The organism is Achromobacter maghribensis (genome assembly GCF_057334215.1).
The window spans coordinates 5341-16326 of the sequence record NZ_JBHFII010000042.1 but is presented as its reverse complement, the minus strand read 5'-3'; the positions used below and the strand labels follow the sequence as shown (position 1 = coordinate 16326).

At 64.6% G+C, this 10986-nt stretch carries 13 protein-coding genes; 6 read left to right on the top strand and 7 right to left on the bottom strand.

Annotated elements, in window-relative coordinates:
• Positions 1-197 precede the first annotated feature (197 nt).
• On the bottom strand, positions 198-1160 hold the full coding sequence (locus ACE039_RS17135; protein ID WP_105556486.1) for a GlxA family transcriptional regulator: 963 nt from the start codon (positions 1158-1160) through the stop codon (positions 198-200).
• A gap of 229 nt (positions 1161-1389) precedes the next feature.
• Between ACE039_RS17135 and ACE039_RS17130 the strand changes: the two genes are divergently transcribed.
• Both ACE039_RS17130 and ACE039_RS17125 read left to right on the top strand, forming a co-directional pair.
• Positions 1390-1746, top strand: a complete 357-nt coding sequence (locus ACE039_RS17130) for a DUF1428 domain-containing protein (RefSeq protein WP_448710845.1) — start codon at positions 1390-1392, stop codon at positions 1744-1746.
• Positions 1747-1867: 121 nt separating this feature from the next.
• Positions 1868-2380 (top strand): VOC family protein, encoded by a 513-nt coding sequence (locus tag ACE039_RS17125; RefSeq protein ID WP_105556488.1) that lies wholly within the window; start codon positions 1868-1870, stop codon positions 2378-2380.
• Between the two features lie 92 nt (positions 2381-2472).
• On the opposite strand, the gene ACE039_RS17120 is transcribed toward ACE039_RS17125, so the two are convergent.
• Together ACE039_RS17120 and ACE039_RS17115 are read right to left on the bottom strand one after the other, a co-directional pair.
• Positions 2473-2985 (bottom strand): DUF1993 domain-containing protein, encoded by a 513-nt coding sequence (locus ACE039_RS17120; protein WP_485822898.1) that lies wholly within the window; start codon positions 2983-2985, stop codon positions 2473-2475.
• A 156-nt stretch (positions 2986-3141) separates the two neighbouring features.
• On the bottom strand, positions 3142-4158 hold the full coding sequence (locus ACE039_RS17115) for an extracellular catalytic domain type 1 short-chain-length polyhydroxyalkanoate depolymerase (RefSeq protein WP_485822897.1): 1017 nt from the start codon (positions 4156-4158) through the stop codon (positions 3142-3144).
• 648 nt (positions 4159-4806) lie between these two features.
• Here ACE039_RS17115 and trhA point away from each other — a divergent pair.
• Positions 4807-5451 (top strand): PAQR family membrane homeostasis protein TrhA, encoded by a 645-nt coding sequence (trhA, locus tag ACE039_RS17110; RefSeq protein WP_105556619.1) that lies wholly within the window; start codon positions 4807-4809, stop codon positions 5449-5451.
• A 111-nt stretch (positions 5452-5562) separates the two neighbouring features.
• Here the strand turns inward: trhA and ACE039_RS17105 are convergent, their stop codons facing one another.
• Positions 5563-6330, bottom strand: coding sequence for an AraC family transcriptional regulator (locus tag ACE039_RS17105; protein ID WP_485822896.1), 768 nt, complete (start codon positions 6328-6330; stop codon positions 5563-5565).
• A gap of 125 nt (positions 6331-6455) precedes the next feature.
• Here ACE039_RS17105 and ACE039_RS17100 point away from each other — a divergent pair, with 125 nt between their 5' ends.
• The 3 genes from ACE039_RS17100 (at position 6456) to ACE039_RS17090 (ending at position 8735) form a co-directional block, all read left to right on the top strand.
• Entirely contained in the window at positions 6456-7271 is an 816-nt protein-coding gene (locus ACE039_RS17100) for a sulfite exporter TauE/SafE family protein (protein WP_485822895.1), read from the top strand.
• 230 nt (positions 7272-7501) lie between these two features.
• Positions 7502-7894 carry a DUF4168 domain-containing protein gene (locus ACE039_RS17095; RefSeq protein WP_105556492.1) on the top strand — a complete coding sequence of 131 codons (393 nt, stop codon included), beginning with the start codon at positions 7502-7504 and terminating at the stop codon, positions 7892-7894.
• A 142-nt stretch (positions 7895-8036) separates the two neighbouring features.
• Positions 8037-8735 (top strand): glutathione S-transferase family protein, encoded by a 699-nt coding sequence (locus tag ACE039_RS17090; RefSeq protein ID WP_485822894.1) that lies wholly within the window; start codon positions 8037-8039, stop codon positions 8733-8735.
• On the opposite strand, the gene ACE039_RS17085 is transcribed toward ACE039_RS17090, so the two are convergent.
• The 3 genes from ACE039_RS17085 to ACE039_RS17075 form a co-directional block, all read right to left on the bottom strand.
• Positions 8736-9497, bottom strand: a complete 762-nt coding sequence (locus ACE039_RS17085; RefSeq protein ID WP_105556493.1) for an ABC transporter permease — start codon at positions 9495-9497, stop codon at positions 8736-8738.
• A complete protein-coding gene (locus ACE039_RS17080) occupies positions 9494-10417 on the bottom strand; it encodes an ABC transporter ATP-binding protein (RefSeq protein ID WP_105556494.1) in 924 nt (307 codons plus the stop codon). The genes ACE039_RS17085 and ACE039_RS17080 overlap by 4 nt, the downstream gene beginning before the upstream one ends.
• Positions 10418-10512: 95 nt before the next feature.
• Positions 10513-10986: dihydrodipicolinate synthase family protein (locus ACE039_RS17075; protein ID WP_485822893.1), on the bottom strand; the 474-nt coding region annotated here is incomplete at its 5' end.

Genomic DNA, 10986 nt, shown 5'->3' with positions numbered 1-10986 from the left:
TACTCAACTCACGCAAGCCGCGAAATAATAACCCACATTTTTTTACATTGACTCTTAATCCGATACATCTGCCTGACGGTATTCCGATGACGGCCGTCGGCGGCCGCGCGCCGTCCAAGCGTGATCAGCCGCCCCGAGCGGCGGGGACACGCCGCACCCCCCCGGCGCCCGACAGCATCCCGCCCTGCGGCACAGACTCATTGATAGCGTTCGCGATAGCCCACGGGCGACATGCCGCAGTACTTATTGAAGATGTCGCGAAAGGCTTTGGTGTCGTTGTAGCCCACCTCGTACATCACCTCCGCCACGCTCTTTCGCGACGACTCCAGACGCTTCTTCGCCGCCTCGATACGCACCCGTTGCACGTATTCCACGATGCTGTTCCCCGTGGCTTGCCGGAAGCGGCGTTCCAACGTGCGGCGGCCCATTGCGTGGCGGCCGGCCAGGTCTTCCACGGTAATCTTCTCCGTGTAGCGGCCTTCGATGTAATCCTGCACCGCGCGCACGACCTCATCGGCGTGGCCCTTCTGCCCCGTGAACACCGAAAACGGCAACTGGCTCTGCCGGCTCCAGTCCAGCTGGAAGTACTTGGCGCACCAGATGGCGGTGTCGCGGTCCGTGTATTTCTCGATCAGATGCAGCACCAGATGCGCCGCCGAAAACGCGCCGCCGCTGGTGTAGACGCCGTTGTCCGCCATGACGACCCGGTCGCTGACCCATTGCACATTGGGAAAAAGGCTGGCGTACAGGTTCTGCGCCACCCAATGCACCACGGCTTGCTGCCCGTCCAGCACGCCGCCCGCCGCCAGTAACGCCGCCCCCATGCAGAGGCTGGCGACTTCGCCGCCCTCGCGATGATGCCGCGACAACCAGTCGATCAGTTCGCGGTTGGACAGCACGGCGTCCGACACCGCGCCCAGCAGCGGCGGCGCGATGCAGATGTCGATGTCGGTGGCGTCGGCCAGCACCATGTCGGCCTGCACCTTGATGCGCCCGTCGTCCAGGCTGACCTCGCGCGTCAGCGCCAGCGTGCGCACCCGGAAACGCGGCTCTTGGCCATGCGCCACCAGATATTCGTTGGCGACCAGGAAACCGTGGCGCGCGGTCTCCAGGGAAGCGATGTTCGCTCCCGTCGGCAATAGAAAAGCGACGTTTTTCATGGGAGGAAGATCCGCGCGACAGGCACCGCGGAGCGGCATGTTTGATGACGCCAAGCATACGCCTGCGAGCTGACGCAATCCACCCGCAAGAATGTCGCATTCCCCTATCTGAAATCGTCGCTGATCCCGATACAGTGACATCTGCCGGCTTCACCGCCGGACGGCGGCGGACGTGACCAGCGGGCATGCCTGGCGCCAGCGAAAACAACATGGACCAAAGGAGCGTTTGATGGAAAATTACGTAGATGGTTACCTTCTCGCCGTCCCCAAGGCGAACCTGCCGGCGTACAAGAAAATGGCCGAACAGGCCAAGGAGGTCTGGCTCGAACACGGGGCGCTGGACTACCGCGAGTGCGTGGCGGACGACATCGACATGGAAGGCTTTGGCTCGTTCACGGCCGCCGCTGGCGCGAAGGAAGATGAAACCGTGGTGTTCGCCTGGGTCTTGTTCGAAAGCAAGCCCGAGCGCGATCGGATCAACGCCAAGGTGATGGCGGACCCGCGGCTGACCGGCATGTCCTGCGAAGGCGTGTTCGACTTCAAGCGCATGTGCCTGGGCGGCTTCAACACTTTGGTGGGCAAGTAAAAAAAAAAACGGGCGGCGTGTCGAAACCGGCACCTCCCGTTCGTCGTATCTGCAGGAGCCGCCGGTCCACATCGACGCGGCGCTCCGTCCCCCTGACAATCAACGATTCTGGAGACACGCCATGGCTACGCCTGCAACGAAGCCCATCCCCGACGGCATGCACACGCTGACCTCGCACATCGTGTGCGAAGGTGCCTCGGACGCCATCGCTTTTTATAAGAATGCCTTCAACGCCGAAGAGCTTGCGCGCTTGCCCGGGCCCAACGGCAAGATCATGCACGCCGCCATCCGCATCGGGGATTCCGTGCTGATGCTGATGGACGACTTTCCGGAATGGGGCACCCTGGGCCCCAAGGCGCTGAAAGGCTCGCCGGTGACATTGCACCTGTACATGAACGACGTGGACGCCGCGATGAAGCAGGCCGTGGCTGCGGGCGCCACCGTGACGATGCCCGTCGCCGACATGTTCTGGGGCGACCGCTACGGCCAGGTCGTGGATCCGTTCGGCCATCGCTGGTCCATCGCCACGCATAAATTCGATTACTCGCCCGAGGAAATTCAGCAGAACATGGCCAAGATGGGCGAAATGACCGGCTGCGGCGATGCGGCGGCGGCAACTGCCGCCAAACAATGAACGCGGCGCGTCGGCGCGTGGCAATGTGAAAGCCCGCAGCGGTCGGACCCTGGAGGGTCCGGCGGCTGCGGGCTTTTACGCCGGTCCGAGACTTACTGCGGATACGGCCCCAGGAAATCCAGCTTGCCGATCTTCACGCCCGCGTTGCGCAAGATCGCATAGGCAGTCGTGACGTGGAAATAGAAGTTGGGTAGCGCAAACGTCAGCAGGTAACCATCGCCCTGGAATTCCGGCTTGAAGTCGCCGAAATTCACAACGATTTTGCGGCTTTCCGCGCCCTCCACCTGTTCAGGCGCCACGCTTTGCAAATAGGCGATGGTGTCGGCGATGCGTTGCTGCAATTGCGCGAAAGTCGTCTCTTCGTCGGGAAACTTCGGGGCTTGCCCCTGGGACAGACGCTGAACCGCGAACTTGGCGGCGTCGCTGGCGCGCTGAACCTGGCCGGACAGCGGATACATATCGGGCGCCAGGCGCGCATTGACGAGCACGGCGGGGTCGAGCCCTTCGGCCTGGGCATGGGCGACCGCCTTTTCAAGCAGCTCGGCCAGCACGGTCATGCCGCGAACGAAGACAGGCACGGACGCCTGATAGATAGAAAGGGACATGGCGAAGATTTCCAAAAAAGCCAGCCTGGGCGAAGCACGCGCTCCGCCTGCGTCAGGAATGCGGCGATCTTACCGCCGCGCCGCCCGGTTTCCCCGGCAGCCTGCCCCGACAACTGCATTCCCCATTCCCGAACAATAGCGCCTGCGCGACGACGCCTAGGGCTCCGGCTGGCCCGCACCTGTCCGGCGCAAGCCCTGGAAAAACCGCCATACCAGCGCCGACGCGTCGGGGCCGCCGCGCGCGTGGTATTTCACCGACGGGTCGCCGCCGCTCCAGGCATGCTCCAGCCGCGTGATTTCGCACAGGCGCAATACCGTCTTGCGCCCGCGCAGCAGGTCCACGCGACGGTATGCCTTGTCGGTCCCCAGCCCCAGCACGCGCTCCATGGGAACGTCTTCCGGACGCGGGTCATTCAAGGCGCGGAACTGTTCGAACAACTGTTTGGCGTTGCGAGGCGCCACCGCCGGATCCAGTTGCCCGTGGAGGATCAATGCCGGCATGCCCTGCTGGAACACGGCGGGGTCCGCCACGCCTTCCAGCAACGGCAGCAACGGCTTGAGGCTGCCGCGCCGCATCGTGCCGATACCGCTGGCGGCGCTATGCGCATCGCCCACGACAGGGCCAGAGTGCATGGCCACGGCGGCAATCAGCGAGGGGTGCCGCAACGCTACCAGCGCCGCCATGCCCGCCCCCGCGGACAACCCCGCGATGTAGACCCGCTCCGGGTCGAGGCCGTGCCGTGCGATTTCCGACCGGATCAGCGCAGCGATCAGATCGGCTTCCGCGCCGCCGTGCTGCGCGTCGGGCTGGAACCAGCGCCAGCATCGCTGCACCTGGCGCGTCATGGACTGCTGCGGATACAGCACCATGAAACCGCCGGCATCCGCCCACTGGTTCATGCGCGTGCCGCGCGCGAACGCCAACGCGGTTTGTCGGCAACCATGCAGCATCACGACCACGGGCATGCCCGCGCGTGGCCCGGGCGCGGGCGTATAACGGGCGAAGGTCAATTGGCGTCCCGCGCCATCGGAAAACTGCCGCGACGATTCCCAACGCCCGGTGCCCAATGACGACGCCGCCGTCTGACGGGGCGCGGCGGCCGGCGGCGCAAGCTTGACCGCCGTCTTTCGCGCCGGCGCAGCGCGCTTCTTTGCGGGCTTCGGGGTCGCCATGCGCAGCGCAGTGCGCTGGAGTTTGCCTAGTTTCTTTGCGGCTTTGAAAAACAGACTGGTAAAACTGCGCGCCATTGCTGGGCCTCGGCCAGTGAACCTTCTTGACATCGCGTCGGCGCCTTGGCACCGCGGGGCCGCTCGCTGCGGCACGCCGGCCATCGCGCCCGCACGGTCACGGGCGCCTGGAATTCAGAATCTTGCTGCCGGACCGGCACCGCCCGTCAACAATTGCAGACAGGACATCAGGGCCACGGCGATCGTCAGCACAGACAATACCCTGACCACTTTACTGGAGTCGGGACGCGTCAGCATGGCGGTCATCCGCGTAACGATGTATGCCCCCACCATAAGGCCAATTGCCGGAATCATTGGTGCCTCCCCTAAGAGTATCTGTTGTGCGGAGCTGCACGCGCAGCCGCAGACGCGAGCCTGGGAAATAGAATGTGCACCGCCTCTACGGGCAGCTCAGTTCGTGCGTGAAATGTATCACAGAGTAACTTTACAGCCGGGTATTTCGTCGCAACCCGCATGGGCCCGATTTGCACAAAATCAAACCGTGCCGCATCAGTCCCGCCGCCGATGCACGGCCCCTTGAGCCCGCGGCGCAAAGCGCCTATGGTGGAAGCCTCGCACCAACAAGACGCATTCATGTTTCCGAACGACAGACCCCAGACGCTGGGCGAAGAAATCGCCAACACCATCAGCCACGGCGTGGGCGCGGCAAGCGCCATGGCCGCCGCCCCCTTCCTGATCATCGCTGCCGTACGCCAGGGCGATGCCGCCTTCATCGCGGGCGCGGCGGTCTTCGCCGCCTCGATGTGCCTGCTGTATCTGGCGTCCACCATTTATCACGCGTTGCCGCTTTGCCGAGCCAAGCAGATCTTCAACGTGCTGGACCATTCGGCCATCTACCTCCTGATCGCCGGCACCTATACGCCGTTTGCGCTGGGCGCATTGCGCGGCCCATGGGGCTGGACCCTGTTCGGGCTGGTGTGGGGGCTGGCTCTGGTGGGCGTCGGGCTGAAGGCAAGCAAGCGCCTGAACCGCCCGGCCATCTCCACAGGGCTGTACCTGGCAATGGGCTGGCTGGTGATCATCGCGGTGAATCCGCTGATCGAGCGCGTCCCGACCGGCGGATTGTGGTGGCTGGTGGCAGGCGGGCTGGCGTACACGGGCGGCGTGGTGTTTTTCGTGTTCGACAACCGCTGGCGCTACAGCCATTTCGTGTGGCACCTGTTCGTGCTTGCCGGCACCGTCTGCCATTTCTTCGCGGTGCTGTGGTACGCCGCCTGACGGCGCGTCAATCGGCGGCCGCTACTGGCCACCATGCCAGCAATTGTCCCGGCATGGCCGCGATTCATGCCGGGATAGCGCTGCAATAGCGCTGCGCTAGTACCCACAAGGCTAGTCCCGCCGCAGGTACTCCGTGGGCGGCCGGGCCAGTACACGCCGAAACATCGTGGAGAACGCCGCAGGGCTTTGATAGCCGAAGTCCAGCGCGATGGCGGTCACCGGTTGCCCGGCGGCCAATCGCGCCAGCGCCTGCACCACACAGGCGCGCTGCCGCCAGGCGGAAAATGGCATGCCCGTCTGCAAGCGGAAATGGCGGCTGAAGGTGCGCAGGCTCATGTGCAGACGGTCCGCCCACGCCTGCGGCGGCACGCGCGCATCGGGTGCGGCGATGAACGCCCGGCACAACGGCGCCAACCGCTTGTCCTTCGGCAAGGGAATATGCAACGGCAAGACCGGCGCGCGATCGACCTCGTGCAATAGCAGAGCCGCCAGCGCCCCGTCGCGGCCATCCGGTTCGTACATGGCGGGCATATCGACCGCTTCCAGCAGCAGTTGCCGCAACAACGGCGATACCTCGACCACCTCGCAAGCGACGCGGTCCGTCCGCGCGGCGCCAGCTTCGATGTAGGCGCTACGCGTGCTGACGTCCAGCATGCGCACCCGATGCGTCACCCCCGCGGGGATCCACACGGCGCGCTGCGGCGGCACCACCCAGTTGCCATCGCGGGTCTCCACCTGCATGACGCCCGTGGCGCCGTACAGCAATTGCGCGCGCCGGTGCGCGTGAGCGGGCAGCAACTGGCCAGACGGATAGTCGTTGCCGATGGCGATCACGGCGCGGTCCAGCAAGTCGTAGCGGTCGATATGGGTATTGCGCATGGCGGGGACAAGGTCGAAATTGCGGGCCGCTTTGGCCGAAACACGAACATTATTGTCCAATCCCATAAAGCAGGCCATTCCCTGCCAGCCTATCGTGACGCTTTTCCAGGGAAAGGAGGGGCGGCATGCTGTATGTGATATTGGCCTTATTCGGTTGCGCCAGCGGCATCACCACGGTGTTGTTCGGCTTTGGCGGGGGCTTCGTGGTGGTGCCGGTGCTGTACGGCCTTTTGACGGCCACCCATGGCGCGGGAGACGCCATCGGCCAGTCCGCCATGCACATCGCGGTGGCGACCTCCACCTGCGTCATGATCGTGAATTCAATCGCCGCAACGCGCAAGCATCAGCGCGCGGGCAACATCGTGCGCGCCTACGTATGGCCGCTGGCCGCGTTTATCGCGGCGGGTGCCCTGCTTGGCGCGTGGGCCGCCACCCGCGCCAGCGGCGATCTGGTGCGCGGGGCCTTCATCGCCTATCTGGGCGTGACGATCCTGGACTGTCTGCTGCGGCAAGGCTTCCTGGCACAACAGACAGTCCAGGCCCCGCAACGCCTGGGGCCGGGCGTCGTGGTGGGCGGCGGCGTGGCCATCGGCGCCGTCGCGACGTTCCTGGGCGTCGGCGGCAGCGTGATGACCGTGCCCCTGCTGCGCCGGCGGGGCCTGCCCATGGCCAAGGCCGCGGCAATGGCCAACCCGCTCACGCTGCCGGTCGCCATCGCGGGCACGCTGGCGTACATGGCGGCGGCGCGCGAGCTTCCCGCCAGGCTGGCCCCCTGGATCGTCGGTTACGTCGACCTGCTGGCCTTCGGCGCGCTGGCGCTTGGGTCGCTTGCGGGCATCCGCCTGGCCGCCCCGTTCATCCCCCGGATTCCCGACCGCCTGCATGCCCGGGTGTACCTCCTGCTGCTTGCGCTGGTGATGCTGAGCATGCTGCTGATCTGAGCACGCGGCGCGCATCCGGCGCCGCCGCCCGCACACCTAAGGACACATCGCGGCCAGCAGCGACTACGAAACCGCGCAAAACGTTTCCGACGCCCGCCCTGGGGCCGCCCTGCCGGGCACGGCCCGGATCCCGTGGCCTGCCGACACAGGAAAACACATCGCGAAACTTGTCCCGTGCCGGGTCCCATCGTCATCATGGTCGAACATTCAAACCGGAACAAGGAGGTTTCATGCAGCGTTCCACTTACGCATTCCTATCCGCCGCCATTTTGACGACGGCGCTCTCCGGTGCTTCCGCCCTGGCGCAGAACGCGAGCCAGCCGCCGGCTCAACCGCAAATGGCCCCCGCCATCACGCAGCCCACCGACCAGCAATTGCAACGTTTTGCCTCCGCATCGCAAAAGGTTTCCGGCGTGGTCGATGAATACCGTCCCAAGGTCGACGCCGCGAAGTCGGACGACGCCAAGCAGAAGGTCGTCCAGGAAGCGGACGCCAAGATGGTGCAGCTGGTGCGTGCGGACGGACTGACCGTCGAAGAATTCAATGGCATCGGCCAGGCCGTGCAGCAGGACCCGAAGTTGAAGCAGCGGGTCATGAACATGAGCCAGGGCGCGCCGAAGTAACCCAAGGCCGGACCGGGGATTGTCCGGCCTGCGCCACGTGTCCTTCGGGCGCGTGGCGCTTTTTCTTGCGCGCTTGGACGCGGGGAAAGCGTTATCCTGACTGCCGTCTTCTTCCACAGGCATGCCCAAGGAGCACGGTATCTTGAACCCGGATCTGACTCTCTATGACCTGGCCGGCGCCGACGCGTCGCTGCGTTTCAGCCCCCACTGCTGGAAAATGCACATGGCGCTGGCCCACAAGGGCCTGTCCGCCAAGACGGTGCCCTGGCGCTTCACCGACAAAGAAGAAATCAGCTTTTCCGGCCAGAAACTGGTGCCGGTGCTGGTGCATGACACGCATGTCGTCAGTGATTCATGGCAGATCGCCTGCTACCTGGAAGACACGTTTCCCGAACTGCCGTCGCTGTTCGGCGGCCAGGGTGGCCGCGCAACCACCCTGTTCACGAACGCCTGGGCCGATACAACCTTGGTGCCCGTGCTGGCGCGCCTGTTGCTGCCCGCCATCCACGGCCTGATCCACGAAAAAGACCAGGAGTACTTCCGCGCCTCTCGCGAAAAGCGCTTCGGCAAACTGGAAGACCTGCCCGCGGGCTACGCCGACCAGATCGCCGCGCTGCGAGCGGCATTGCTGCCGCTGCGCCTGACGCTGGGCAAACAGCCTTTCCTGGCGGGCGCCCAGCACGGCTATGCCGACTACGCGGTGTTCGGCATGTTCATGTGGGCGCGTTGCACGAGCCCGCTGGAACTGCTGGCCGAAGACGACCCCGTCCACGCCTGGCGCGAACGGCTGCTGGATGCCTTCGACGGCCTGGCCCGCCGTGCGCCCAGCGCCGCCGGTTGATCAGGTCTTCAGGCGGTAGCCCGTCTTGAAAATCCAGCGCACGCCGATCAGGCACGCCACGAGGAACACCAGCGTCATGCCGACGCTGACGCCCACGCTGACATCCGACACGCCGTAGAACGCCCACCGGAAACCGCTGACCAGATAGACCACCGGGTTGAACAAGGTGGCGGTCTGCCAGAACGGGGGCAGCATCTTGATGGAATAGAAGGTGCCGCCCAGGAAGGTCAGCGGCGTGATGATCATCAGGGGGATGATCTGCAGCTTCTCGAAGCCGTCGGCCCAGACGCCGATGATGAAGCCGAACAGACTGAACGTGACGGCCGTAAGCACCAGGAAGCCCAGCATCCAGATCGGATGCGCGATCTCGAACGACACGAACAGGCGAGCCGTGGCCAGCATGATCAGCCCCAGGATGATGGACTTGCTGGCCGCCGCCCCCACGTAGCCCATGACGATCTCCACATACGAGATGGGCGCCGAGTGGATTTCGTAGATGGTGCCCGAGAACCGCGGCATGTAGATGCCGAAGGACGCATTGGCGATGCTTTGGGTAAGAAGCGACAGCATGATCATGCCCGGCACGATGAACGCGCCGTAGCTGACCCCGTCGATCTCGACCATATGCGAACCGATGGCCGAGCCGAACACCACGAAGTACAGCGACGTGGAGATGACCGGCGACAACACGCTTTGCATCAGCGTGCGCCAGGCGCGGGCCATTTCAAACAGGTAGATAGCGCGGATGGCGTAGAAGTTCATGATTGACCGTGTACCAGGCTGACAAAGATATCCTCAAGCGAGCTTTCCGATGAATTCAGGTCCGTGAATTCGATCTCGAGCCGGCTGAGGTCGTGCAGCAGCTGGGACATCTGCCCGCCCCCCTGGTTGTCATAGGTATAGACGAGCTTGTAGCCGTCGGCGGACAAGTCCAGCTGATAGGCGTCCAGCGCGGTCGGAATGCCCGGCAACGGCGCTTTCAAGGTCAGGCTCAGCTGGCGTTTGCCTAGCTTGGCCATCAGCGCGTCCTTTTTTTCGACCAGGATGATCTCGCCCTTGCGGATCACGCCAATGCGGTCGGCCATTTCCTGCGCTTCTTCGATGTAGTGCGTGGTCAGGATGATGGTGACGCCGCTTTCACGCAGGCGCCGCACCATTTCCCACATGCCGCGGCGCAGCTCCACGTCCACGCCCGCCGTCGGCTCGTCCAGGAACAGAATGGCAGGTTCGTGCGACAGTGCCTTGGCGATCATGACGCGACGCTTCATGCCCCCCGACAACGCCATGATCCGGCTGTCCTTCTTGTCCCACAGGGACAGGTCGCGCAGCACTTTTTCGATATAGGCAGGGTTCGCCGGCTTGCCGAAGAGGCCGCGGCTGAACGTCACGGTGTTCCACACGCTTTCGAACGCGTCGGTGGAAATCTCTTGCGGCACCAGGCCGATCTTGGAGCGCGCGGCACGAAAATCCGACACGATGTCGTGTCCGTCGGCCAGCACCCGGCCGTCGCTGGGATTGACGATGCCGCAGATGATGCTGATCAGCGTCGTCTTGCCCGCGCCGTTCGGCCCGAGCAAGGCGAAGATCTCGCCACGCTGGATTTCCAGATTGACGCTCTTTAGCGCCTGGAACCCCGACGCGTACCGCTTGGATAAATCCTGAACTGATATGACCGGCTGCACTCGAGCCCCCGACTTGATCGACAGCTGGAGATTTTACCCGCCGCGCCGTTACCGCTTATTCGGCGTGGCGGAACGCAGTGTTCAGGGTGTGGCGACTAACGGCCCCAACGCAGCACCAGGGGGTCGAGCCGGCGGGCGGTTTCCAGCAGGCCCTGGCGAACCTCCGGGCGCATCGGCGGGAACGGATGGCGGGGCGCCTCGCAGTCAATCACGCCACCGGCTTTCATCAACGCCTTCGCCGTCAGGATGCCGCCCTGGCGGTTTTCGTAGTTGATCAGGGGAAGCCAGCGCTCGTACAGGCGGTAGGCCTCGTCGCGCCGCCCGGCGCGGTGCGCCTCGATAATGGGGCGAATGCCGTCGGCAAAGCCGCCGCCCGTCATCGAACCCGTGGCGCCGGCATCCAGGTCGGGCAGCAGGGTAATGGCTTCCTCGCCATCCCAGGGCCCTTCCACCGCCGCGCCGCCCAGTGCGATCAGGTCACGCAGTTTGGAGGCCGCGCCTGCCGTCTCGATCTTGAAATACGACACCTGGGAAATCTCGCGCGCCATCTTCGCCAGCAGCGTGGGGGG

Excerpts from the sequence above, each read along its gene's own strand:
- ACE039_RS17125 (WP_105556488.1), top strand. The coding sequence starts at position 1,868 with ATGGCTACGCCTGCAACGAAGCCCATCCCCGACGGCATGCACACGCTG.
- ACE039_RS17085 (WP_105556493.1), bottom strand. The coding sequence starts at position 9,497 with ATGAACTTCTACGCCATCCGCGCTATCTACCTGTTTGAAATGGCCCGC.
- ACE039_RS17115 (WP_485822897.1), bottom strand. The coding sequence starts at position 4,158 with ATGGCGACCCCGAAGCCCGCAAAGAAGCGCGCTGCGCCGGCGCGAAAG.
- ACE039_RS17105 (WP_485822896.1), bottom strand. The coding sequence starts at position 6,330 with ATGCGCAATACCCATATCGACCGCTACGACTTGCTGGACCGCGCCGTG.
- ACE039_RS17135 (WP_105556486.1), bottom strand. The coding sequence starts at position 1,160 with ATGAAAAACGTCGCTTTTCTATTGCCGACGGGAGCGAACATCGCTTCC.
- ACE039_RS17095 (WP_105556492.1), top strand. The coding sequence starts at position 7,502 with ATGCAGCGTTCCACTTACGCATTCCTATCCGCCGCCATTTTGACGACG.
- ACE039_RS17100 (WP_485822895.1), top strand. The coding sequence starts at position 6,456 with ATGCTGTATGTGATATTGGCCTTATTCGGTTGCGCCAGCGGCATCACC.
- ACE039_RS17130 (WP_448710845.1), top strand. The coding sequence starts at position 1,390 with ATGGAAAATTACGTAGATGGTTACCTTCTCGCCGTCCCCAAGGCGAAC.
- ACE039_RS17120 (WP_485822898.1), bottom strand. The coding sequence starts at position 2,985 with ATGTCCCTTTCTATCTATCAGGCGTCCGTGCCTGTCTTCGTTCGCGGC.
- trhA (WP_105556619.1), top strand. The coding sequence starts at position 4,807 with ATGTTTCCGAACGACAGACCCCAGACGCTGGGCGAAGAAATCGCCAAC.